Source organism: Pseudomonas sp. Irchel s3b2 (assembly GCF_900187445.1).
Taxonomy (GTDB): Bacteria; Pseudomonadota; Gammaproteobacteria; order Pseudomonadales; family Pseudomonadaceae; genus Aquipseudomonas.
In genome coordinates, this window is record NZ_FYEB01000018.1 from 72,755 (window position 1) to 94,981 (window position 22,227).

Sequence of the window (22,227 nt, forward strand, 5' to 3'; positions counted from 1 at the left end):
TGAGGGCGATCCTAATGGGGGAAGCTTTCAGCCAGCTTTCGCGAGTGAAAGCATTGACCGAATGTACAACCGGTCGTCGGCCCGGTTGAAAGGCCGTAAACACGGGTCAGGAGCAAAAGACATGGGCGAACTTCACACTGGCGGCTGCCACTGCGGACAAATGCGCTATCAATTCAGCGGGCCATTGCACGACATCGCTCACTGCCATTGCTCGATTTGCCGACGGGTCAGCGGTGGAATCGTGACCACCTGGATCACCGTGCCGGCCTCAGCATTTAAATGGATGGCGGGTACGTCATCCCGGTACGAGTCTTCGTCTACTTGCGTGCGATATTTCTGCCCAAACTGTGGGGCGCAACTGGCGCTGGTGACGCAGCTCAGCCCCGAGAGCATCGACGTGACCATCGCCACCCTCGACCATCCCGAGCAGGCACCGGCCGAGCGGCATATCTGGACTAACAGTCGCTTGCCTTGGCTGCATCTGGATGAGCACCTGCCCGGCGAGGCCGAGGAACAACTCTGATCAGAAAACAGACAGGTTCAGCGGCCGGATCGCGCCCATCCAGATCGCGTGCTCGGTGTGGTCGAGCAGATCGTCGCCCGTGTCCGGGTGCAGGAACACCACCAAACCTTTGCGGTTAAGCGCCAGCCACGGCAACACCTCGCCAATGTATTGCGGCTCGAAAGCCAATTGGCAACTCCAGTCCGGGTGCGGGCCAACCGGGCGTTCGTGCACGCGCCCCATCTTCAGCGGAAACAATTGCGCTGCCTGCTCACACAAGGCCCGGGCCTGCGGGAGGGTGCTGACATCGAAATAGACATGGGCGTGGTAGCCCTTGATCCGTTGCATCTAAAAGCCCTCTGAAACCTGCTCGAACCCACATCGCTCCCCACAGGCCATACTCTATATAGGCAGGAAGTACGGAGCACGGCCATGAAAAATGCCGAAACCCCGGTGGTGAAGGTAGTGCTTTATGGTGCCATGAGTAGCCTTGGCAGTGCGCTGATGGCTGAAATGCTGCGGCGCCAGCATGAAGTGATCGCGATACTAGATGACCTGAACGCGCTCGCGCCGCGCCCGGGTTTACGCACCAAGGCCGGCGACCTGTTCGATGCCAAGCGGGTCAAACAGAGCGTGGCCGGCTGTTCGGCGGTGATCTGTCTGCTCGATGCGCCAGGGTTACCGATGAACAGTGAACACATCGAAAAATCCATCGTGCCCGGCCCGGTCGAAGAGGTGCTGGCGGTGGATGCGCTGATCGATGGCATGCAGGCGGCGGGCATCGTCCGGCTGTTTGTGGTGGGCGATTTCGAGGTGCTGGACGATCCGGAAATAGAAGACCCGCTGCAGCGCCACGCCGCCGAAGAAATCCGCGAGGCTCTGCAAAGCAGCTCTTTGCACTGGACCTTGGTGAATGCACCAGCCCGCGTGCCCGGGCTGACCATCGAGCATTTCAGTCATGTCAGCAGTAGCCTGGAACCTGGCTTGGCCGCAGCGCTGGAACAGTTGAATCGAGTCGCCGTGGGGATTGCCGATGAGCTATGGCTGAATTTGCATGTCGGGGAACATGTGAGTTTTGTTGCGACTTCGGAACCGTAAAAGCCTTCATACCGCAATCGAAGGTAAAGGAAAACCATCGAGCGATTGCCCACTGCTGGCCTGCTCCGCCCTCAACCAATCCACAAACAGCTGAATCAACGCCCCACGCCGTTTGCGCTGGGGCAGGACCACGTAATAGCCCAGCCTGGACATCACCGTGTCGGCAATCGGGCGACACAACAGCCCTTGCGCCAACAAGTTATCCACAAGGTGCCGCCAGCCGATCGCGACACCTTGACCACCAATCGCCGCTTGAATCAGCAAGGTGTAATTGTCGAAGCGCAGTTGCCCCGGCGCTGGGGCAGAGGTGATCCCCAGTTCGCGAAACACGCCGCTCCAATCGAACCAATTGCTGCTGTGTTCGCCTCGCAGGTGCAGCAGCGGAAACTCCAGCAATGCCTGAGCCGGCAAGGGCAGGGCACGGTCCTTCAACAGCAGCGGGCTGCATACCGGAAACACCTCTTCGCTGAACAGCCAGTGGCTCTCGCCTTGCTTGAACCGGCCATCGCCGAACAGCACCGCCACATCGATATCGGTGCGCAACATGTTGTGGCTGCGTTCGCTGGTGACCAGGCTGACGTCCACTTGAGGGTTGGCGGTATGGAAGCGGTGCAGTCGCGGCATTAGCCAGTACGCGGCAAAGGCGAAGTCGGTGGCCACCTGCAACACTTCGTGCTGTTGTTGTGCGCCGATTGCGCTCAATCCTGCATCGATATTCTGCAAACCAAGTTGAACTTGCTCGAACAGAATGGTCCCGGCCTCAGTCAGCTCAATACCGCGATAAATACGATCGAACAACCGGGTAGCGAGTTGCTCCTCCAGCCGTTTGATCTGCTGACTGATGGCTGGTTGTGTGGTGCCAAGCTCCACCGCGGCGGCGGTGAAGCTGCGCTGACGGGCCGCCGCTTCAAAAGCGCGGAGCAAATCCAGGGACAGATCACCAAGGGCGTCATACATAAGCTGTGCTTATCCTAGTCATTGCCTGACATGGGCTTTACCACAAAGGTAATGGGTTTCATGCTCGATCCCAGCACTCTCGCATAAATATCCACTATGGAATGCCGCGATCACATGAAGCGCAAGAATATTCTTTTCATCATGGCCGATCAGATGGCCGCGCCAATGTTGCCGTTCTACGGCCCTTCGCCCATCAAGTTGCCGAATCTCAGCCGCCTCGCCGCCGAAGGCGTGGTGTTCGACGCCGCGTATTGCAACAGCCCACTTTGCGCACCGTCGCGTTTCACCCTCGTCAGCGGTCAGCTGCCGAGCAAGATCGGCGCCTACGACAACGCCGCCGATTTCCCCGCCGATGTTCCGACCTATGCCCATTACCTGCGGCGCCTCGGTTATCGCACCGCGCTGTCGGGCAAGATGCATTTCTGCGGCCCGGACCAGTTGCACGGCTATGAAGAACGCCTGACTAGCGACATCTACCCGGCCGACTACGGTTGGGCAGTGAACTGGGATGAACCGGACGTGCGGCCGACCTGGTACCACAACATGTCATCGGTGCTGCAAGCCGGGCCATGCGTGCGCACCAATCAACTGGATTTCGACGAAGAAGTGGTGTTCAAGGCCCAGCAATACCTGTTCGACCACATCCGCGAGGATGGCGATCAGCCGTTCTGCCTGACCGTGTCAATGACTCACCCACACGATCCGTACACGATTCCCAAAGCTTTCTGGGATCTGTACGACGACGCCGACATCCCTTTGCCTACAACACCGGATCAGCACGAACTCGATCCACATGCCCAGCGTCTGCTCAAAGTCTACGACCTGTGGGACAAGCCGCTGCCTGTGGATAAGATTCGCGACGCGCGTCGCGCCTACTTCGGTGCGTGCAGCTATATCGACAGCAACGTCGGCAAACTCCTGCAAACACTCGAGGAAACCGGCCTTATCGACGACACCATCATTGTGTTCTCCGGGGATCACGGCGACATGCTCGGCGAGCGCGGCCTCTGGTACAAAATGCATTGGTACGAAATGGCTGCCCGGGTACCGCTGCTGATCAGTGCACCAGGGCGATTCGGGGCTGGGCGGGTCAGCGCGGCGGTATCAACCGCCGACCTGCTGCCGACCTTTGTGGAATTGGCCGGCGGCTCACTGGAACCGGGCCTGCCACTGGATGGCCGCTCGCTGGTTTCGCACCTGCAAGGGCAGGGTGGTCACGACGAAGTGTTCGGTGAGTACATGGCCGAAGGCACCATCGGCCCGTTGATGATGATTCGCCGTGGCGCCTACAAATTCATCTACAGCGAAGACGACCCTTGCCTACTCTTCGATGTACATAACGACCCGAAGGAACAAGAAGAACTCAGCCACTCGCCGCAACATCGACAGCTTTTCGAGGAGTTTCTCGCCGAAGCGCGGACCAAATGGGATATCCCGGCGATCCACCAGCAGGTGCTCGCCAGTCAGCGACGCCGGCGTTTCGTCGCCGACGCCCTGACCATCGGCAAGCTGAAGAGCTGGGATCACCAGCCTCTGGTGGATGCCAGTCAGCAGTACATGCGCAACCACATCGACCTCGACGATCTGGAACGTAAAGCACGTTACCCACAACCCTGCCAAAACCAATAATGTTAAGGGGAAGTCCATGCAAAGGTTATCCACAGCACTGACGGTCGGGCTTCTGGCTCTGGGCAGCGCCTCGGCTTATGCGGAGCAAAGCTGCGAGACGGTGAAGATGGCCGATCCTGGCTGGAGCGACATCGCTGCAACCAACGCCATCACCGGGTTTCTGCTGGACGGCATGGGCTACAAGGCCAAGGTCGACACGCTGGCGGTGCCGATCACCTTTGGCGGTCTGAAGGATGGCCAGGTGGACGTGTTCCTGGGTAACTGGATGCCGGCGCAGCAAGGCTTCTACGATAAGTTCGTGGCCAACGGCGACGTTACGCAACTGGCGAAGAACCTCGACGGCACCGAGTTCACGCTGGCGGTCCCGGATTACGTTTGGGACGCGGGTGTGCATAACTTTAACGATCTGAACAAGTACGCCGACAAGTTTGACAAGAAGATCTATGGCATCGGCTCCGGCGCCCCGGCGAACATCTCGCTGCAAGAGATCATCAAGAAGAACGACTTCGATCTGGGTCAGTGGAAGCTGATCGAATCCAGCGAGCAGGCGATGCTGGCCGAAGTGTCTCGCGCCGTGAAGAAACAGAAGTTCGTGACCTTCCTTGGCTGGACGCCACATCCGATGAACGTGCAATTGAAAATGCATTATCTGAAGGGCGGCGAGAAGTACTTCGGTGACACCGGCAGCGTTTATACACTGACCCGCAAAGGTTATGCACAGGCCTGCCCGAACGTTGGCAAACTGCTCGCCAACCTGAGTTTTACCCAGGAAATGGAGAACAGCATCATGGCCGAGGTGGTGAACAAAAAGATCAGCAATGCCGCGGCGGCCAAGGCTTGGATCAGGGCCAATCCGGCGGTGCTGGATAAGTGGCTGGACGGTGTGAAGACCGTGGACGGGAAGGATGCGTTGCCGGCGGTCAAAGCCAAACTGTAAGGTTCTCTGTGGCGAGGGAGCTTGCTCCCGCTGGAGCGCGTAGCGCTCCCATTTCGGCAAACACGGTTTATCTGTCTCACCGAGTTGTCCGGATTTGCGGCTGCTGCGCAACCGAGCGGGAGCAAGCTCCCTCGCCACATTGACCGTTTTACCCTGCTACCCTTGCGCAAAATCCCACCCGAGAGGACCCATGGCCTTCCCCAGCCGCCATTCACTCTTTCCCTTCCTGATCTGGTTGCCCCGGCAAACCCGCGCCAGTGTCGGTCGTGACCTGATCGTAGGCTTGAGCGGTGCAATTCTCGCGTTGCCACAATCGATTGCCTACGCGCTGATCGCCGGCCTCCCACCGGAATATGGCTTGTACGCCGCGATCATCCCGGTACTGATCGCCTGCCTCTGGGGTTCGTCGTGGCATTTGATCTGCGGTCCTACGGCGGCCATTTCCATCGTCCTGTATGCCAGCGTCAGTCCTCTGGCCGTCCCCGCGTCGCAGGACTACGTCACGCTGATCCTGCTTCTGACATTCATTGCGGGCATTTTCCAGTGGCTGCTGGGTTTGATGCGTTTCGGCGCCCTAGTGAATTTCGTCTCTCACTCGGTGGTGCTGGGCTTCACCCTTGGCGCAGCGGTGGTGATTGCCATTGGGCAACTGCCGAACTTGCTGGGGCTGGATGTGCCCAATCAACCCACAGCGCTGAACAGCTTGGTGCTGCTGTTCAGTCATCTGAGTGAGGTGGATAAACCTTCGCTGGTACTGGGCCTGGCCACGGTCGTGGTGGGCGTCGTGCTGAAACTGCTGTTGCCGCGCTGGCCGACGCTGTTGATCGCTCTGGCCTTGAGCGGATTGCTGGTGTGGTTGTGGCCAGCGATGTTCGGACATGTGAAGCTGGTCAGCGCCTTTGTCGGACGTCTGCCGCCCTTCAGCCCGCTGCCGCTGGATCTGGACCTGGTGTTGCGCCTGCTGCCCAGCGCGGTGGCGGTCGGCATGCTCGGGCTGGTGACAAGCCTGTCGATTGCCCGCTCGTTGTCGGCGCGTTCGCAGCAATTGCTCGACGCCAATCAAGAAGTCCGCGCCCAGGGTTTCTCGAACATGGTCGGGGCGTTTTTTTCCGGCTCACTGTCAGCCGGTTCCTTCACCCGCTCGGCCCTGAGCTATGACGCCGGTGCCTGCTCACCGTTGGCGGGTGTTTTTTCAGCGGTGTGGGTGGCGCTGTTCGCTATCTTCGGCGCGGTATTGATCGCGCACATTCCGATCCCGGCCATGGCCGGCAGCATTTTGTTGATCGCCTGGGGATTGGTCGACCATCGCGGCATTCGCGCCTTGTTGCGGGTCAGCCGTGCCGAGTTTCTGGTCATGGCACTTACCTGTGTTGCGACGCTGTTGCTGGAATTGCAAACGGCGATCTATGCCGGCGTGCTGGCCTCGCTGTTCTTCTACCTCAAGCGCACCTCGCAACCACGGGTGCAGCATTGGCGTGAGGGCGATGAAGACATTCTGCGAGTCGGCGGTTCGATCTTTTTTGGCGCCAGCCATTACCTGCAAGTGCGTTTGCAACGGATGCACGGCGCGCGGGTGGTGATCGAGGCGCAGCAGATCAACTTCATCGACTATTCGGGGGTGGAAATGCTGCACCAGGAAGCGCGACGGCTGCTGCGCCAGGATCGCAGCCTGACCCTGCGGCGAGCACGGCCGCAGGTGGTGGAAGAATTGAGAAAGCTCGAAGGCGCGGAGAAATGCCCGATTCGCTTCGAAGATTGAAACACTGACGTCGATGCAACGCCACAAAGAACTACAGCGCCAATTGCCGGCGGAGTTCGGCCAGCACCGGCGCTGTATCCGGGCGCACGCCGCGCCACAGATAGAAAGCTTCCGCCGCCTGCTCGGCCAACATTCCCAGGCCATCCATTGCCACCGCCGCACCGTGCTCACTGGCCCAGCGGCAGAACGAGGTCGGCTCCTTGCCGTACATCATGTCGTAGCAAACCGTCTTGCCCGGTTCGATCAAACTGCTGGCAATCGGCGGTACATCGCCTGACAGACTGGCGGACGTAGCGTTGATGATCAGGTCCACCGGTTCCAGCAACCAATCGAAACCGCTGGCCGACACCGGCCCCAAATCCGCGAACAACTCCGCCAGCAATTCGGCTTTTTCCACCGTGCGGTTGGCAATGATCACCGACGCCGGTTGCTCCGCCAATAACGGCTCCAGCGCACCGCGCACCGCACCGCCGGCCCCGAGCAGCAGGATGCGTTTGCCCGCAAGGCTGAAACCCGCATTAACCGTCAGGTCCCGCACCAGCCCGGCGCCATCGGTGTTGTCGCCCAGCAAACTGCCATCGGCCAGTTTGCTCAGGGTATTCACTGCGCCGGCCCGCTGCGCTCGCTTGGTCAAGCTGTTCGCCAAACGATAGGCGTCTTCCTTGAACGGCACCGTCACATTCGCCCCACGCCCTTCGCGGAAAAATGCCTGGGCACAGCCGGAAAAATCATCGAGGGGCGCCAACAAAGTGCTGTAGTCCAGTTTTTGCCCCGTCTGCTCGGCGAACAAACGGTGGATCAGCGGCGACTTGCTGTGGCCAATCGGGTTACCGAATACGACGTAACGATCCATCAGGATTCCTCGTTCTTGGCCAACCAATCGCGGTCTTGCAGGAAGTACTCGGTCAGACGCGCTTCTTCACTGCCCGGTTCGGCCTTCCAGTCGTAGGCCCAGCGCACTTGTGGTGGCAGCGACATCAGAATCGATTCGGTACGCCCACCCGATTGCAGGCCGAACAATGTGCCGCGGTCATAGACCAGGTTGAACTCGACGTAACGACCACGACGAAACTCCTGGAATTCACGCTGTTTGGCCGTGAACGCATCATTCTTGCGGCGCTGCACGATCGGCAGGTACGCGTCGATGAACGCATCGCCTATGGCGCGCATGAAAGCGAAGCTGGTGTCGAAGTCCCACTCGTTCAAGTCATCGAAAAACAGGCCGCCGATGCCACGCGGCTCGTGGCGATGCTTGATGTGGAAATAACTGTCGCACCAGGCTTTGTAGCGCGGGTAGACGTCCGGGCCGAACGGCGCGCAGGCCTGTTCGGCGACGCGGTGCCAGTGCACGCAGTCTTCTTCATTACCGTAATAAGGGGTCAGGTCGAAGCCGCCACCGAACCACCAGACCGGCTCTTCACCTTCTTTTTCAGCAATGAAAAAGCGCACATTGGCGTGGGACGTCGGTACATGGGGGTTGTGCGGGTGAATCACCAGAGACACGCCCAAGGCTTCGAAGCCTCGGCCGGCCAGTTCTGGCCGATGAGCGCTGGCGGAGGGTGGGAGTCCGCTGCCAAAGACGTGGGAAAAGTTGACGCCGCCCTTTTCGATGACCGCGCCGTTTTCTATCACCCGGGTGCGACCGCCACCGCCAGCAGGCCGGGTCCAGGCGTCTTCGACGAAACGCGCGCCACCATCTTCGGCTTCCAGAGCAGCGCAAATACGGTCTTGCAGGTCAAGCAGGTAGGCTTTTACGGCCTCGGTGCGGGTAGTCATGGCATCACCTTGAATCGGGCAAAGCTACGCGGCGCTCATACAGGCCGGCGGCAAATTGCTGCGTAGGATAACACTGCACCTTGTGCCGTCGCAGTTGACGAAGGTCAAGCTTGGGAGTTCGATAGGGCGCTCGGCAAAATGACCTAAAGGAAAGTGCAGATGGCAAAGCGTATCCAGTTCCGCACCCATGGCGGCCCCGAAGTACTCGAGCATGTAGATTACCAACCCGCCGAACCCGGCCCGCTGCAGGTGCGCGTGACCAACAAGGCCATCGGCCTGAACTTCATTGACACCTATTACCGCGGTGGCCTTTATGCGCCACCCGCCTTGCCGTCGGGCCTGGGCGCTGAAGGCGCGGGCGTGGTTGAAGCAGTCGGAAGCGAAGTCACCCGCTTCAAGATCGGCGATCGCGTGGCGTACGGCAGCGGCCCATTGGGCGCTTATAGCGATGTTCACGTATTGCCGGAAGCCAATCTGGTGCATCTGCCGGATGCCATCAGTTTCGAACAGGCCGCCGGCGTGATGCTCAAAGGCCTGACCGTGCAGTACTTGCTGCGTCAGACGTATGAACTCAAGGGTGGCGAAACCGTTCTGTTCCACGCAGCGGCTGGCGGCGTCGGTTCCCTGGCCTGCCAGTGGGCCAAGGCCTTGGACGTGAAGCTGATCGGCACAGTCAGTTCAGCCGAAAAAGCCGCCTTGGCGAAAGCCAATGGTGCCTGGGCGACCATTGATTACAGCCATGAAAACGTCGCACAACGCGTGCTGGAATTGACTGACGGTAAAAAAGTACCGGTGGTGTACGACGGCGTAGGCAAAGATACCTGGCTGACGTCACTCGACAGCGTCGCGCCTCGAGGGCTGGTGGTGAGTTTCGGTAATGCTTCAGGCGCAGTGGATGGAGTGAATCTGGGAATTCTCGCGGGGAAGGGTTCGCTGTACGTGACCCGACCGACCCTGGCGACCTACGCCAACAATGCGGAAAACCTGCAAAGCATGGCTGATGAGCTGTTCGGGATGATCATCAGCGGCAAGTTGAAGGTGGACATCAGTCAGCGGTATCCATTGGCTGAAGCGGCGAAAGCGCAGACTGAATTGTCGGCGCGGCGCACGACGGGCTCGACTGTTTTGTTGCCTTGAGGGCCTCTTCGCGGGCAATCCGACTTGCCCGCGAAGAACGATGACGCGGTCTCAATCCGGGCGCACAACGTGGCCGGTCGCCAGATCGCGAATCACACTCGGATTCTTGCGCCCACCCAGATTGCCACCCAGCACCCAATCAACCTGCCCACGGAAATATTGCTCCACGCGAATCCGCGTCCGCGCTGCAGGCCGTCCCTGAGGGTTGGCCGAGGTCGAAACCAATGGCCCGACCAACGCACACAAATCCCGCACCAATGGGTGATCGCTAACCCGCAACGCCACCGTTTCATGCACACCGGTAATCCACTGGGGCAACATATTTTGATGCGGCACCAGCCAGGTGTTGGGGCCAGGCCAGGTGCTGGCCATGCGGTCCATCCACAATTCAGGGAAGTCTTCGAAGAGGAAGTCGAACTGGCGAATATTGTCGGCCACCAGAATCAGGCCTTTATCCACAGACCGTCCCTTGATCAGCAGCAGACGATCCACCGCCTCTTCGTCCCACGGATCGCAACCCAGGCCCCAGACAGCTTCGGTTGGATAGGCAATGACCGCCCCGGCGCGAATTTCTCGTGCGGCTTGTTGCACACGCCAACTGTTAACCATGAAAAACTCTCCGGAATAAGGCTCTGCGCAGTTTACCGATCTTCCTTATAAAACCTAGTTTACCCGTGCAAACCATCGGCCGCTTTCACAGACCGCACGGCCATCCATTTCCAGTTCCGTCAGCGCTGCCAGCACTTTCGGCAACGCCCAACCGCTGCTGACCGCCAAGGCTTCGCTGGTATGGGGCGCCGCGTGGAGCAACAGGAGCAGCGGATGAGTTTCTGTCACCGGCGGCGTTTCTGTGGATAACGGCAGCCGTTGCCAGCCGCGCAAGGCTTCGAGGATGTGCTCGATGGTTTCCACCAGCATCGCACCGTCGCGGATCAGCTGATGACAACCCTTTGCGCCAGGATGATGGATCGACCCTGGAATCGCATAAACCTCACGCCCCTGTTCCGCCGCCAGCCTCGCGGTGATCAATGAACCACTGGCCACACTCGCCTCGACCACGAGCACGCCGAGGGACAAACCGCTGATGATTCGATTGCGCCGGGGGAAATTACTGGGGGAAGGGCCGGCGTCCAGCGGGAACTCCGACAGTACTGCGCTTCCCGAGGCGATCATGGCGTCCGCCAATCGCCGATTGCGCTGTGGATAAAAATTTTCCAGCCCTGTGCCAAGTACGCCGATCGTTTGCCCGCCAACATCCAGAGCCGCCTGATGCGCAGCAGCATCGATGCCCAAGGCCAGACCGCTGGTGATCACAAAACCGGCGCCGGCCAAAGTGCGGGAAAACGCGGTGGCAGTGTCCATGCCCGGTCGCGAAGCACGACGGCTGCCGACCATCGCCAGCTGCGGTTTTTCCAGAATGCCCGGATCGCCCGCGACGAATAACAGCGGCGGCGCATCACTGATTTGCGCCAGTAACGCGGGGTAGTCAGGTTGGTCCCACATCAGTAAATGCTGGCCCGGGCGCTCTAACCAGGCCAATGCGTGACTGGCGCCGTCACGGACTTCAATAGAGCGCCGGCCCTCCGCGCAAGCGAGTGGCAGGCCCAATGCACGCCAGGCACTGGCCGGTGCGCTGATGGCTTTGGAAGCAGAACCGAAGGCCTCAAGCAACTTCTTGAAACGCGCAGGGCCGAGTTCCGGCAAACGGTGCAGGCGTAAACGAGCTTCCAATTCCGCAGGGGAAACGGACGTACAGGCAGGCAGCGACATGGATCATCCTTGATCGTTATAAAGTCCCATCGAATCGGGAATAAGCTGTGGATAACTCTGTTGGTAACTTGTGGAGCAGGCTTAAGGATTTCGCACCTTGTCCATCACCGCCAAAGAGCGCGATGCGTTAAGGACCAGCCCGTAGCTGAGCTTGTCGTAAGTGCGAAAGACCATCAGCAATCCGGCCCGCTCGTCGGGAATTTTCAATGGCTGGCCGGTGATCCGGTCACGCACGGTTTCACCGGTTTTCATTACCACCAATACATTGCCTTCAGCCAGGCCATCGCGCTGCCCCTTGTTCAGCGTGACGACATCCAAAGCGCCGATCTGGGTGACCCCACGCGGCACATCAATGATCAAGCCGTTGATGTCGGTAGTTGGCGCACTGGGCATGAAGGTCGAATTGATCGAGCGCTCTTCGCCGCTGAACAGCCGGTCACCAAGTCGCACTTCCTGAGTGGTGCGCTGCAGGGCCAGGGTAGCGACGTCGCCTTCAGTGGCAATGATCTCGCCGCCACCGATGTCGTCGGCGTTGATCCCCAGAAACTCCTTGCTCTGTGGATCGGTGTAGACCTTGCCCTGACGGAAGATGCCATACACCGGTTGCGCCGGGTCAAAATGGCCCCGCGCGAATATTCGATCACCCGTGCCGCTGAGCACCCGTTCGGCATCGCCGGCGACGATGTAGGGCGCCTTGTCGAAATCCTCTGCCTTGTCGACGATGCGATTGCTCAGCAGAAAGCTGTTGATCGATTTCAGCGGAATGCTCGGAATGGCATCGGCCACCGGCGAGCTGCGGATTCGTGGCGAAAGCTTGATGGTGCCTCGTGAAGCGCCGCGATTGAGGGTCAGACGCGGCTGACCGTTGACGTAAACCAGCGACAGCGTATCGCCGGGATAGATGAGATTGGGGTTTTCGATCTGTGGATTGGCCTGCCAAAGCTGCGGCCATTCCCACGGTTCACGCAGGTATTTGGCGGAAATGTCCCAGAGTGTGTCCCCTGTCACCACGGTGTATTGCTGTGGAAAACCTTCCCTGAGTTGCACTTGCCCATGCGCAAAACCGGCCGAGGCCAGAAGGAGCAAGGCGAGTAGTGATTTCCTCATGCGGTGAATCCCTTTATTATGTACGTTCGCGTGAAACGCCAGAGCCCTCGTGGCTCGCTTCCGGCTCATTATTGAAAAGCCGGAAGCTACGTTCACAACGGTAGCCTGCATCCTCGGACTCGCCAGGCCATCGACCCGACTTTACCTCACACGTGCAGCAATTGAGCTTATGGCCATTTTAGACATCCTCGAATTTCCCGACTCGCGCCTGCGCACTATCGCCAAACCAGTGGCCGTAGTGGACGACGAAGTGCGTCAGTTGGTCGATGACATGTTTGAAACAATGTATGAAGCGCCAGGCATCGGCCTCGCCGCGACCCAGGTCAACGTGCACAAACGTATCGTCGTGATGGACCTCTCCGAAGACCGCAGCGAACCGCGGGTGTTCATCAACCCCGAGTTCGAAGTCCTGACCGACGAAGTGGACCAGTACCAGGAAGGCTGCCTTTCGGTCCCGGGTTTCTACGAAAACGTCGACCGCCCGCAAAAGGTCAAGATCAAGGCCCTGGACCGCGACGGCAAACCGTACGAACTGATCGCCGAAGGCCTGCTCGCGGTCTGCATCCAGCATGAATGCGACCACCTCAACGGCAAATTGTTCGTTGATTACCTGTCTACGCTCAAACGCGACCGGATCAAGAAGAAACTGGAAAAGCTCCATCGCCAGAACGCTTGATGCCCTTCTTTCAAAGGCTTGCTGCGGCAAGCCTTTTTCTTTTCAAGACGCTTTGTAATTGAGAGTTTTCATGACTGAGCCACTGCGCATTGTCTTTGCCGGTACCCCGGAATTCGCCGCCGAACACCTCAAGGCCCTGCTCGACAGTCCTTACGAGATCGTTGCGGTCTACACCCAACCGGACCGTCCGGCGGGCCGTGGACAGAAGCTGATGCCGAGCCCGGTCAAGCAGTTGGCTCTGGAGCACAACATCCAGGTATTGCAACCGCCAACCCTGCGCAACGAAGACGCTCAGGCTGAACTCGCCGCACTGAAACCGGATTTACTGGTAGTGGTCGCTTACGGGCTGATCCTGCCGCAAGTGGTGCTGGATATTCCGCGTCTGGGCTGCATCAACAGCCACGCTTCATTGCTGCCACGCTGGCGCGGTGCGGCACCGATCCAGCGCGCCGTTGAGGCCGGTGACAGCGAAAGTGGCGTGACCGTCATGCGCATGGAACTGGGTCTGGATACCGGGCCGATGCTGCTCAAAGTCACCACGCCGATCACCGGTGAAGACACCGGCGGCAGCCTCCATGATCGCCTCGCAGAAATGGGCCCACCGGCCGTGGTTCAGGCGATTGCCGGCCTGGCTGCAGGCACTCTGGAAGGCGAAGTGCAGGACGACAGCCTCGCCACCTATGCACACAAATTGAACAAGGACGAAGCGCGCATCGACTGGAGTCGCCCGGCAATTGAGCTGGAGCGGCTGGTTCGTGCCTTCAACCCATGGCCGATCACCCACAGCACGCTGAACGGCGAAGCGCTGAAAGTGCTGGCCGCAAGCCTGGCCGAAGGGCAGGGCGCACCGGGTGAAATCCTCAGTGCCAGCAAGGACGGTTTGATCGTCGCCTGCGGTGAACAGGCGCTGTGTCTGACCCGTCTGCAATTGCCCGGCGGCAAGGCGCTGAACTTCAGCGACTTATTCAACAGCCGTCGTGAGAAATTCGCCCTCGGCACCGTCCTTGGTCAAACGGCGGACTCTCAATGAATCCACGTCTGGCTGCCGCCAAGGCACTTGCTGCTGTTCTTAACGGAAAAGCCTCACTCAACAGTTCTCTGCCTACGCAAATGGACAAGGTCGAAGACCGTGATCGCGGCTTCACCCAGGACCTGGCGTTTGGCACGGCTCGTTGGCAGCCACGTTTGTCGGCGCTGGCGGCCAAGTTGCTGCAAAAGCCGTTCAAAGCAGCTGATGCCGATGTCGAGGCGCTGTTGCTGGTCGGCCTCTACCAACTGCTCTACACCCGGGTTCCGGCCCACGCGGCCATCGGCGAAACCGTCGGTTGCGCCGACAAGCTGAAAAAGCCGTGGGCCAAAGCCCTGCTCAATGCCGTGCTGCGCCGCGCCCAACGGGAAAGCGAAGCGCTGCTGGCCGAGCTGGAACGCGACCCGGTGGTGCGCACCGCTCACCCGCGCTGGCTGCAAAAATCCCTCAAAGCCTTCTGGCCTGAGCAGTGGGAAGCCATTTGCGCGGCGAACAACGCTCACCCGCCGATGATTCTGCGGGTCAACCGTCGCCATCACACCCGCGATGCCTACCTCGGCTTGCTGACTGAAGCGGGCATCGCTGCCACGCCGTGCATTTACAGTCGGGACGGCATCATCCTCGACGCAGCCGCCGACGTGCGCAGCCTCCCGGGTTTCGCCGAAGGCTGGATCAGCGTGCAGGACGAAGCCGCGCAACTGGCCGCCGATCTGCTGGACCTGGCGCCGGGCCAACGGGTGCTGGACGCCTGCTGCGCACCGGGCGGCAAGACCTGCCACATCCTGGAAGCCGAGCCAAAACTGGCCGGCGTGGTGGCGGTGGATCTGGAAGCCAAGCGTCTGGTACGAGTGCGGGAAAACCTCGAACGCCTGGGCCTGAGCGCCGAACTGATCGCCGCCGACGGCCGTGACACCGCGACTTGGTGGGATGGCAAACCGTTCCAGCGCATCCTGCTGGATGCGCCATGCTCTGCTACCGGTGTGATCCGTCGTCACCCGGACATCAAACTGACCCGCCAACCTGATGACATCGCCGCGCTGGCGGTGCTTCAGGGTGAGCTGCTCGATGCCATGTGGATCACATTGGAAGTGGGCGGCATTCTGCTTTACGCCACCTGCTCCACGCTGCCGACCGAGAACACCGAAGTCATCGAAGCGTTCCTCGCTCGCACACCGGGCGCCCGTGAACTCGACATCGCCAGTCAGGCTGGCATCAAGCAGCCCCACGGTCGCCAATTGCTGGCCCAGGAAGGCGGCCACGACGGGTTTTATTACGCCAAGCTGATCAAGATTGCCGCCGCGCGCGGTTAACCGGTTTTAAGGGAGTGACTGGATGAAAATCATCATCCTCGGCGCAGGACAGGTCGGCGGTTCGCTGGCAGAACACCTGGCCAGCGAAGCCAACGACATCACCGTGGTCGACACCGATGGCGAACGCCTGCGCGACCTCGGCGATCGGCTGGACATCCGCACCGTGCAGGGTCGCGGTTCGCTGCCGACCGTACTGCGTCAGGCCGGTGCCGACGACGCCGACATGTTGGTTGCAGTAACCAACAGTGACGAAACCAACATGGTGGCCTGTCAGGTCGCTCACACCTTGTTCCACACCCCGACCAAAATCGCCCGGGTCCGCGAAGCCGCGTACCTGACCCGCGCAGAATTGTTCGACAACGAAGCGATTCCAGTCGACGTGCTGATCAGTCCGGAGCAAGTCGTTACCAACTACATCAAGCGCCTGATCCAGCATCCGGGTGCGTTGCAGGTCATCGACTTCGCCGAAGGCAAGGCGCAACTGGTGGCAGTGAAAGCCTATTACGGCGGTCCGCTGGTGGGTCAGCAACTGCGGCAGCTGCGCGAACACATGCCGAACGTCGAAACCCGCGTGGCGGCGATTTTCCGTCGTGACCGGCCGATCCTGCCCCAGGGCGATACGGTGATTGAGGCCGACGACGAAGTATTTTTCATCGCCGCCAAAGCGAATATTCGCGCGGTGATGAGCGAAATGCGCCGCCTCGACGAGAGCTACAAACGCATCGTCATCGCCGGTGGCGGGCAGATTGGCGAGCGTTTGGCCGAGGCCATCGAAAGCCGCTATCAGGTGAAGATCATCGAGATGAACCCGGCCCGCTGCCGCCATCTCTCGGACACCCTCGACAGCACCGTGGTGTTGCAAGGCAGTGCCTCCGACCGCGACTTGCTGATGGAAGAGAACATCGCCGACGCCGACATCTTCCTGGCGCTGACCAACGACGACGAAGCCAACATCATGTCGTCGCTGCTCGCCAAGCGTCTGGGCGCGAAGAAGGTGATGACGATCATCAACAACCCGGCCTACGTCGACCTGATCCAGGGCGGCGACATCGACATCGCCATCAGCCCGCAACTGGCGACCATCGGCACCTTGCTCGCCCACGTGCGACGCGGCGATATCGTCAGCGTGCACTCATTGCGTCGAGGGGCGGCGGAAGCCATCGAGGCCATCGCCCACGGTGATGAGAAGTCGAGCAAGGTGATCGGCAAGGCCATCGAAAACATTGGCCTGCCGCCGGGGACCACCATCGGCGCGATCATCCGCGACGAAGAAGTGATCATCGCCCACGACAAAACAGTGATCGAAGCTGGCGACCATGTAATTCTGTTCCTTGTGGATAAGAAGCATATTCGGGATGTGGAAAAGCTGTTCCATGTGGGGTTGAGCTTCTTCTAACTGATCGTTCCCACGCTCTGCGTGGGAATGCCTCAACGGACGCTCCGCGTTCGGCTTTGAATGGGACGCAGAGCGTCCCGGGCTGCATCCCCACGCGAAGCGTGGGGGACGATCACTGACTGAGGAAGCACCGATGATCGAATCCCTGGAAAAAATGCTCGCCAAGGGTGTGGATAACTCGCTGCTGCGCTTCGGCCTGGGCAAGGGTTATCTGGATCTTGGGGAAAATGCCAAAGCCGCAGAACATTTCCAGCGTTGCGTCGAGTTCGATCCGAAGTATTCGGCGGCTTGGAAGCTATTGGGCAAGGCCCATCTGGCGCTGGCGGATTACGCAGCGGCGCGTCAAGCCTGGGAACAGGGTCTGGAAGCCGCCCGCAACCATGGCGACAAGCAGGCCGAGAAGGAGATGACGGTGTTTCTGAAAAAGCTCGAGCGTCAGATTTGACACAAGACCCCGTGGGAGCGGGCCTGCTCGCGAAAGCGGAGTGTCAGGCGACATCAATGTTGACTGTGCCGCCGTCTTCGCGAGCTCGCTCCTACAAGGGACCACCGCGTTAGATCATCCAGTGTCTCAATACCACCGTGCCTCACCCGGCGGACGCTTCTTGAAGCGCTTCATGCTCCACATGTACTGGCTCGGATAAGCCCGCACGTAGCGCTCGACCACCTGGCTCATGGCCGCGCAGGACGTTGCAGTATCGGTGCTGTACATGGCCTCGGGCGCAGCTTCCAGGATCACCTTGTAGCCCGAACCATCCGGCAACCGCAGGGCATGCAGGAACACGCCAACGGCTTTTCCACCGGCGAGCATGTTCGGCACGAACTTGCTGGTGAGTGCCTGGGTGGCGAAGAACGGCACGAAGATCCCGGCGGATTCGGCCGGTTCCGGGTCAGCGGGAATGCCCACTGCACCACCTTTGCGCACTTCCTTGATCACGCTGAGAATGCCTTCTTTGGTGGAAGCGGCAACCTTGTTGCCCAGTTGCACCCTTTGCTTTTGCAGCAGTTCATCTACCGCCTTCAATTTTGGCGGCCGGTAGAAAATGATCGGTTTGCACTGGCTGCAATAGAAGTGGTTCAACACTTCCCAGTTGCCCAGGTGGCTGGTGATGCCGACCACGCCTTTGCCGGACGCCAAAGCCTCTTTCAAAACGTCGAGACCTTCGACTTCGCGCACCAGATCAATGGAACGCTGGGCCGGCCAGATCCACGCGCAAGCGCTCTCGGTCAGGGATTTGCCAATGTCTTTCAGGCTCTGGCCCACCAGACGCTCGCGCTCGGCAGGGTCCATCTCCGGAAAGCACTTGGCGAGATTGATCCGCACCACGTCGCGAGAACGGTTGGGGGTTTTCCACATCACCCAGCCAATCGCCGAACCCACCGCCTGTACTGCCCGCCACGGCAGCAGGGCAAACAACCGCAGAGCGCCTACCAGCAAGGCGCCTTTCAACTTATCCACAGGTCACTCCTGATCTTGTGCTGTGCGCGAGGCGGCTATTCTAACCGCCGTTCGCCAAGGTGGCGTAGCGATCGCAATCCCGAGTGTGGTCCATGACCATGCCCGAGGCCTGCATCAACGCGTAACAAATGGTCGGGCCGACGAACGTGAAGCCGGCTTTTTTCAGGCCTTTGCTCATCTCCACGGCACTCGGTGTCACGGCCGGCACTTCACTGCGATCCTTGAAATGATTGATCACAGGCATTCCACCGACGAACGACCAGAGAAACGCCACCGGATCCTCCAGCGCCAGCCAGGCCTGGGCATTGCGCCGGGCCGCATTGAGTTTGAGACGATTGCGGATGATCCCCGGATCGAGCATCAATTCATCGATTTCCGCGTCGCTCATCTGTGCCACGCGCTGCACGTCGAAGCCAAACAGCACCTCGCGATAACGCTCTCGTTTGCGCAACACGGTGATCCAGGAAAGCCCAGCCTGGAACCCTTCGAGCAAAAGCAACTCGAACAAACCCTGCGCATCGCGTAGCGGCGTGCCCCACTCCTGATCGTGATAAGCCATGTACAACGGATCTTCGGTACACCAAAAGCAGCGTGGCATAAGGCTCCAGGGGGCGTGCGCAGGACCGAATCGGGTATACTCCCGCTCTTTAAATCGCAGCCCAAGAAACAGGTGAATTTCGTGAGCCAGCCTACGCCAGCCGTGCGTACCTTCCAAGACTTGATCCTCGCCCTCCAGCAATACTGGGCCGAGCAAGGTTGTGTGGTACTTCAGCCCTACGATATGGAAGTAGGCGCCGGCACTTTCCACACTGCCACGTTCCTGCGCGCCATTGGCCCGGAAACCTGGAACGCCGCTTATGTGCAGCCCAGTCGTCGCCCGACTGACGGCCGCTACGGCGAAAACCCGAACCGTCTGCAGCACTACTACCAGTTCCAGGTAGTCCTGAAGCCGAACCCGGACAACTTCCAGGAACTGTACCTGGGCTCCCTCAAGCACGTGGGCCTCGACCCGCTGGTGCACGACATCCGCTTCGTCGAAGACAACTGGGAGTCGCCAACGCTGGGCGCCTGGGGTCTGGGCTGGGAAGTCTGGCTCAACGGCATGGAAGTGACGCAGTTCACTTACTTCCAGCAAGCGGGCGGCATCGAGTGCTACCCGGTGACCGGCGAGATCACTTACGGTCTGGAGCGTCTGGCCATGTACCTGCAAGGCGTCGACTCGGTCTACGACCTGGTCTGGGCTGATGGTCCGTTCGGCAAGGTGACCTACGGCGACGTGTTCCACCAGAACGAAGTGGAGCAGTCGACCTACAACTTCGAACACGCCAATGTCGAGAAGCTCTTCGAGCTGTTCGACTTCTATGAAAGCGAAGCCAAGCGCCTGATCGAACTGGATCAGCCGTTGCCGTTGCCGAGCTACGAAATGGTGTTGAAGGCCTCCCACACCTTCAACCTGCTGGATGCGCGCCGGGCGATCTCGGTGACCGCGCGTCAGCAATACATTCTGCGTGTACGCACCCTGGCGCGTTCCGTTGCGCAAGCCTACCTGCTGGCTCGCGCCAAGCTGGGCTTCCCGATGGCGACCCCGGACCTGCGTGATGAAGTACTGGCCAAGCTGGAGGCTGCACAATGAGTGCTCAAGATTTCCTGGTTGAATTGGGCACCGAAGAACTGCCACCCAAAGCCCTGAACACCCTGGCCGAAGCGTTTATGGCCGGTATCGACAAAGGCCTGCAAGCTGCCGGCCTGAACTACGAAACCAAAACCGTCTACGCCGCGCCACGTCGTCTGGCTGTACTGATCACCGCGCTGGCGACCCAGCAGCCGGATCGCAGCATCAACCTCGACGGCCCGCCGCGTCAGGCCGCGTTCGATGCCGAAGGCAACCCGACTCAAGCAGCCCTGGGCTTCGCCAAGAAGTGCGGCGTCGACCTGAGCGAAATCGATCAGAGCGGTCCGAAACTGCGCTACAGCCAAAGCATCGCCGGCAAGCCAACCGCGAGCCTGATGCCAACCATCGTCGAAGATTCCCTGAACGACCTGCCTATCCCCAAGCGCATGCGCTGGGGTGCGCGCAAGGAAGAATTCGTTCGCCCGACTCAATGGCTGGTGATGCTGCTCGGTGATCACGTCATCGACTGCACCATCCTTGCGCAAAAGTCCGGCCGCGATTCCCGTGGTCACCGCTTCCACCATCCTGAAAGCGTGCGCATCACCTCGCCGGCCAACTACCTGAGCGATCTGCGTGCTGCCTATGTACTGGCCGATGCCAACGAGCGTCGCGAGCTGATCAGCAAGCGCACCGAAGAATTGGCCACATTGCAGGAAGGTACGGCCATTGTGCCGCCAAGCCTGCTCGACGAAGTGACTGCACTGGTTGAATGGCCGGTGCCGCTGGTGTGCTCGTTCGAAGAACGTTTCCTCGACGTGCCGCAAGAAGCGCTGATCACCACCATGCAGGACAACCAGAAGTATTTCTGCCTGCTGGATGCCGACGGCAAGTTGCTGCCACGTTTCATTACCGTGGCCAATATCGAAAGCAAAGACCCGCAGCAGATCATCGCCGGTAACGAGAAAGTGGTTCGCCCACGCCTGACCGACGCCGAGTTCTTCTTCAAGCAAGACAAGAAGCAAAAACTCCAAGATTTCAATCTGCGTCTGCAGAACGTGGTGTTCCAGGAAAAACTCGGCAGCGTCTACGACAAGGCCGAACGCGTGTCGAAACTGGCGGCGTACATTGCCGCTCGCATCGGCGGCAACGCTTCCTGGGCGGCACGTGCCGGCCTGCTGTCCAAATGCGACCTGGCGACCGAAATGGTCGGTGAGTTCCCGGAGATGCAAGGTGTCGCCGGTTACTACTACGCCCTCAACGACGGCGAGCCGCAAGACGTCGCCCTGGCGCTGAACGAGCAGTACATGCCGCGTGGCGCTGGCGCTGAACTGCCGACCACCCTGACCGGTGCGGCAGTTGCTATCGCTGACAAACTCGACACCCTAGTCGGGATCTTCGGCATCGGCATGCTGCCTACCGGCAGTAAAGACCCGTATGCCCTGCGCCGTGCTGCGCTGGGTGTGCTGCGGATCCTGATCGACAAAAAGCTCGACCTCGACCTCAACGACGCCGTGGCGTTTGCCGTAAATGCGTTCGGTACCAAGGTCAAGGCTGCCGGCCTCAACGACGCCGTGCTGGAGTTCATCTTCGACCGCCTGCGTGCCCGTTATGAAGACGAAGGCGTGGACGTCGCGACCTATCTGTCGGTTCGCGCCTTGAAGCCGGGTTCGGCCCTGGACTTCGACCAGCGCGTACAAGCGGTAGAAGCGTTCCGCAAATTGCCGGAAGCCGCTGCCCTGGCCGCCGTGAACAAGCGCGTTTCGAACTTGCTGAGCAAGGTCGAAGGTTCCGTGCCGACGGTCGTTGAAGCCAAGTACTTCGACAACGCCAACGAGTTCTCCCTGTATTCGGCGATCCAGCAGGCTGACCAGGCTGTTCAGCCAATGGCCGCTGCTCGTCAGTACAGCGAATCGTTGGCGCGTCTGGCGGCATTGCGCGAGCCGGTGGATGCGTTCTTCGAAGCGGTGATGGTCAACGCCGAAGATGCCAAGGTGCGAGCCAACCGCTATGCGCTGCTGGCGCGTCTGCGTGGTTTGTTCCTCGGCGTCGCTGACATTTCGCTGCTGGGCTAAGGG

Annotated in this window: 22 protein-coding genes; 13 read left to right on the forward strand and 9 right to left on the reverse strand. The window is 60.0% G+C overall.

All coding sequences use genetic code 11. The annotated features are described in order from the left end of the window. The first annotated feature begins 121 nt into the window (after positions 1 to 121). The gene (locus CKW20_RS25985) at positions 122 to 523 is read left to right on the forward strand and encodes a GFA family protein (protein WP_095055435.1); all 402 of its coding nucleotides are present in this window, start codon (positions 122 to 124) and stop codon (positions 521 to 523) included. Here CKW20_RS25985 and CKW20_RS25990 read toward each other — a convergent pair whose 3' ends face one another. After that, complete coding sequence (locus CKW20_RS25990) at positions 524 to 850, reverse strand: DOPA 4,5-dioxygenase family protein (RefSeq protein WP_095055436.1); 327 nt, start codon at positions 848 to 850, stop codon at positions 524 to 526. Between the two features lie 84 nt (positions 851 to 934). Here CKW20_RS25990 and CKW20_RS25995 point away from each other — a divergent pair, with 84 nt between their 5' ends. Continuing rightward, positions 935 to 1,600 carry an NAD(P)-dependent oxidoreductase gene (locus CKW20_RS25995; RefSeq protein ID WP_095055437.1) on the forward strand — a complete coding sequence of 222 codons (666 nt, stop codon included), beginning with the start codon at positions 935 to 937 and terminating at the stop codon, positions 1,598 to 1,600. Positions 1,601 to 1,606: 6 nt separating this feature from the next. Here the strand turns inward: CKW20_RS25995 and CKW20_RS26000 are convergent, their stop codons facing one another. Continuing rightward, entirely contained in the window at positions 1,607 to 2,557 is a 951-nt protein-coding gene (locus CKW20_RS26000; RefSeq protein WP_095055438.1) for a LysR family transcriptional regulator, read from the reverse strand. A 114-nt stretch (positions 2,558 to 2,671) separates the two neighbouring features. On the opposite strand from CKW20_RS26000, the gene betC reads away from it, so the two are divergent. The 3 genes from betC to CKW20_RS26015 all read left to right on the forward strand — a co-directional run bounded on the left by betC (position 2,672) and on the right by CKW20_RS26015 (position 6,882). Further along, positions 2,672 to 4,186: a choline-sulfatase gene (gene betC, locus CKW20_RS26005; protein ID WP_095055439.1), complete on the forward strand. Its 1,515-nt coding sequence runs from the start codon at positions 2,672 to 2,674 to the stop codon at positions 4,184 to 4,186. A 16-nt stretch (positions 4,187 to 4,202) separates the two neighbouring features. Next, positions 4,203 to 5,123: a choline ABC transporter substrate-binding protein gene (gene choX, locus CKW20_RS26010; RefSeq protein ID WP_095055440.1), complete on the forward strand. Its 921-nt coding sequence runs from the start codon at positions 4,203 to 4,205 to the stop codon at positions 5,121 to 5,123. 190 nt (positions 5,124 to 5,313) lie between these two features. After that, complete coding sequence (locus CKW20_RS26015) at positions 5,314 to 6,882, forward strand: SulP family inorganic anion transporter (RefSeq protein ID WP_095055441.1); 1,569 nt, start codon at positions 5,314 to 5,316, stop codon at positions 6,880 to 6,882. Between the two features lie 31 nt (positions 6,883 to 6,913). On the opposite strand, the gene aroE is transcribed toward CKW20_RS26015, so the two are convergent. Continuing rightward, complete coding sequence (gene aroE, locus CKW20_RS26020; RefSeq protein WP_095055442.1) at positions 6,914 to 7,735, reverse strand: shikimate dehydrogenase; 822 nt, start codon at positions 7,733 to 7,735, stop codon at positions 6,914 to 6,916. Next, a complete protein-coding gene (gene hemF / locus CKW20_RS26025; protein WP_095055443.1) occupies positions 7,735 to 8,658 on the reverse strand; it encodes an oxygen-dependent coproporphyrinogen oxidase in 924 nt (307 codons plus the stop codon). Before hemF ends, aroE begins: the two co-directional genes overlap by 1 nt. 159 nt (positions 8,659 to 8,817) lie before the next feature. Here hemF and CKW20_RS26030 point away from each other — a divergent pair, with 159 nt between their 5' ends. Continuing rightward, positions 8,818 to 9,795, forward strand: a complete 978-nt coding sequence (locus CKW20_RS26030; protein WP_095055444.1) for an NADPH:quinone reductase — start codon at positions 8,818 to 8,820, stop codon at positions 9,793 to 9,795. 51 nt (positions 9,796 to 9,846) lie between these two features. Here the strand turns inward: CKW20_RS26030 and CKW20_RS26035 are convergent, their stop codons facing one another. The 3 genes from CKW20_RS26035 to CKW20_RS26045 form a co-directional block, all read right to left on the reverse strand. After that, complete coding sequence (locus CKW20_RS26035) at positions 9,847 to 10,404, reverse strand: L-threonylcarbamoyladenylate synthase (protein ID WP_052963530.1); 558 nt, start codon at positions 10,402 to 10,404, stop codon at positions 9,847 to 9,849. Between the two features lie 54 nt (positions 10,405 to 10,458). Further along, positions 10,459 to 11,565 carry a DNA-processing protein DprA gene (gene dprA / locus CKW20_RS26040; RefSeq protein WP_095055445.1) on the reverse strand — a complete coding sequence of 369 codons (1,107 nt, stop codon included), beginning with the start codon at positions 11,563 to 11,565 and terminating at the stop codon, positions 10,459 to 10,461. 81 nt (positions 11,566 to 11,646) lie between these two features. Next, positions 11,647 to 12,672, reverse strand: a complete 1,026-nt coding sequence (locus CKW20_RS26045; protein ID WP_095055446.1) for a LysM peptidoglycan-binding domain-containing protein — start codon at positions 12,670 to 12,672, stop codon at positions 11,647 to 11,649. Between the two features lie 169 nt (positions 12,673 to 12,841). Here CKW20_RS26045 and def point away from each other — a divergent pair, with 169 nt between their 5' ends. From def to CKW20_RS26070, 5 genes are all read left to right on the forward strand, one after another. Beyond that, the gene (gene def / locus CKW20_RS26050; protein WP_095055447.1) at positions 12,842 to 13,348 is read left to right on the forward strand and encodes a peptide deformylase; all 507 of its coding nucleotides are present in this window, start codon (positions 12,842 to 12,844) and stop codon (positions 13,346 to 13,348) included. A gap of 70 nt (positions 13,349 to 13,418) precedes the next feature. Next, a complete protein-coding gene (gene fmt / locus CKW20_RS26055; RefSeq protein WP_095055448.1) occupies positions 13,419 to 14,378 on the forward strand; it encodes a methionyl-tRNA formyltransferase in 960 nt (319 codons plus the stop codon). Next, positions 14,375 to 15,685 carry a 16S rRNA (cytosine(967)-C(5))-methyltransferase RsmB gene (gene rsmB / locus CKW20_RS26060; protein WP_095055449.1) on the forward strand — a complete coding sequence of 437 codons (1,311 nt, stop codon included), beginning with the start codon at positions 14,375 to 14,377 and terminating at the stop codon, positions 15,683 to 15,685. Before fmt ends, rsmB begins: the two co-directional genes overlap by 4 nt. A 22-nt stretch (positions 15,686 to 15,707) precedes the next feature. Beyond that, a complete protein-coding gene (gene trkA / locus CKW20_RS26065) occupies positions 15,708 to 17,081 on the forward strand; it encodes a Trk system potassium transporter TrkA (protein WP_095055450.1) in 1,374 nt (457 codons plus the stop codon). Positions 17,082 to 17,214: 133 nt separating this feature from the next. Continuing rightward, positions 17,215 to 17,526: a tetratricopeptide repeat protein gene (locus tag CKW20_RS26070; RefSeq protein ID WP_030129933.1), complete on the forward strand. Its 312-nt coding sequence runs from the start codon at positions 17,215 to 17,217 to the stop codon at positions 17,524 to 17,526. A 126-nt stretch (positions 17,527 to 17,652) separates the two neighbouring features. Here the strand turns inward: CKW20_RS26070 and CKW20_RS26075 are convergent, their stop codons facing one another. After that, complete coding sequence (locus CKW20_RS26075) at positions 17,653 to 18,540, reverse strand: lysophospholipid acyltransferase (RefSeq protein ID WP_095055451.1); 888 nt, start codon at positions 18,538 to 18,540, stop codon at positions 17,653 to 17,655. Positions 18,541 to 18,580: 40 nt separating this feature from the next. Then, positions 18,581 to 19,138, reverse strand: a complete 558-nt coding sequence (gene tag / locus CKW20_RS26080; protein WP_095055452.1) for a DNA-3-methyladenine glycosylase I — start codon at positions 19,136 to 19,138, stop codon at positions 18,581 to 18,583. A gap of 81 nt (positions 19,139 to 19,219) precedes the next feature. Here tag and glyQ point away from each other — a divergent pair, with 81 nt between their 5' ends. After that, positions 19,220 to 20,173, forward strand: coding sequence for a glycine--tRNA ligase subunit alpha (glyQ, locus tag CKW20_RS26085; protein ID WP_003213601.1), 954 nt, complete (start codon positions 19,220 to 19,222; stop codon positions 20,171 to 20,173). Further along, positions 20,170 to 22,224, forward strand: a complete 2,055-nt coding sequence (gene glyS / locus CKW20_RS26090; RefSeq protein ID WP_095055453.1) for a glycine--tRNA ligase subunit beta — start codon at positions 20,170 to 20,172, stop codon at positions 22,222 to 22,224. Before glyQ ends, glyS begins: the two co-directional genes overlap by 4 nt. Positions 22,225 to 22,227 lie beyond the last annotated feature (3 nt).

Bases quoted from the DNA above. Each gene is read 5' to 3' on its own strand.
- CKW20_RS25985 (WP_095055435.1), top strand. From the start codon at position 122: ATGGGCGAACTTCACACTGGCGGCTGCCACTGCGGACAAATGCGCTAT.
- CKW20_RS25990 (WP_095055436.1), bottom strand. From the start codon at position 850: ATGCAACGGATCAAGGGCTACCACGCCCATGTCTATTTCGATGTCAGC.
- CKW20_RS25995 (WP_095055437.1), top strand. From the start codon at position 935: ATGAAAAATGCCGAAACCCCGGTGGTGAAGGTAGTGCTTTATGGTGCC.
- CKW20_RS26000 (WP_095055438.1), bottom strand. From the start codon at position 2,557: ATGTATGACGCCCTTGGTGATCTGTCCCTGGATTTGCTCCGCGCTTTT.
- betC (WP_095055439.1), top strand. From the start codon at position 2,672: ATGAAGCGCAAGAATATTCTTTTCATCATGGCCGATCAGATGGCCGCG.
- choX (WP_095055440.1), top strand. From the start codon at position 4,203: ATGCAAAGGTTATCCACAGCACTGACGGTCGGGCTTCTGGCTCTGGGC.
- CKW20_RS26015 (WP_095055441.1), top strand. From the start codon at position 5,314: ATGGCCTTCCCCAGCCGCCATTCACTCTTTCCCTTCCTGATCTGGTTG.
- aroE (WP_095055442.1), bottom strand. From the start codon at position 7,735: ATGGATCGTTACGTCGTATTCGGTAACCCGATTGGCCACAGCAAGTCG.
- hemF (WP_095055443.1), bottom strand. From the start codon at position 8,658: ATGACTACCCGCACCGAGGCCGTAAAAGCCTACCTGCTTGACCTGCAA.
- CKW20_RS26030 (WP_095055444.1), top strand. From the start codon at position 8,818: ATGGCAAAGCGTATCCAGTTCCGCACCCATGGCGGCCCCGAAGTACTC.
- CKW20_RS26035 (WP_052963530.1), bottom strand. From the start codon at position 10,404: ATGGTTAACAGTTGGCGTGTGCAACAAGCCGCACGAGAAATTCGCGCC.
- dprA (WP_095055445.1), bottom strand. From the start codon at position 11,565: ATGTCGCTGCCTGCCTGTACGTCCGTTTCCCCTGCGGAATTGGAAGCT.
- CKW20_RS26045 (WP_095055446.1), bottom strand. From the start codon at position 12,672: ATGAGGAAATCACTACTCGCCTTGCTCCTTCTGGCCTCGGCCGGTTTT.
- def (WP_095055447.1), top strand. From the start codon at position 12,842: ATGGCCATTTTAGACATCCTCGAATTTCCCGACTCGCGCCTGCGCACT.
- fmt (WP_095055448.1), top strand. From the start codon at position 13,419: ATGACTGAGCCACTGCGCATTGTCTTTGCCGGTACCCCGGAATTCGCC.
- rsmB (WP_095055449.1), top strand. From the start codon at position 14,375: ATGAATCCACGTCTGGCTGCCGCCAAGGCACTTGCTGCTGTTCTTAAC.
- trkA (WP_095055450.1), top strand. From the start codon at position 15,708: ATGAAAATCATCATCCTCGGCGCAGGACAGGTCGGCGGTTCGCTGGCA.
- CKW20_RS26070 (WP_030129933.1), top strand. From the start codon at position 17,215: ATGATCGAATCCCTGGAAAAAATGCTCGCCAAGGGTGTGGATAACTCG.
- tag (WP_095055452.1), bottom strand. From the start codon at position 19,138: ATGCCACGCTGCTTTTGGTGTACCGAAGATCCGTTGTACATGGCTTAT.
- glyS (WP_095055453.1), top strand. From the start codon at position 20,170: ATGAGTGCTCAAGATTTCCTGGTTGAATTGGGCACCGAAGAACTGCCA.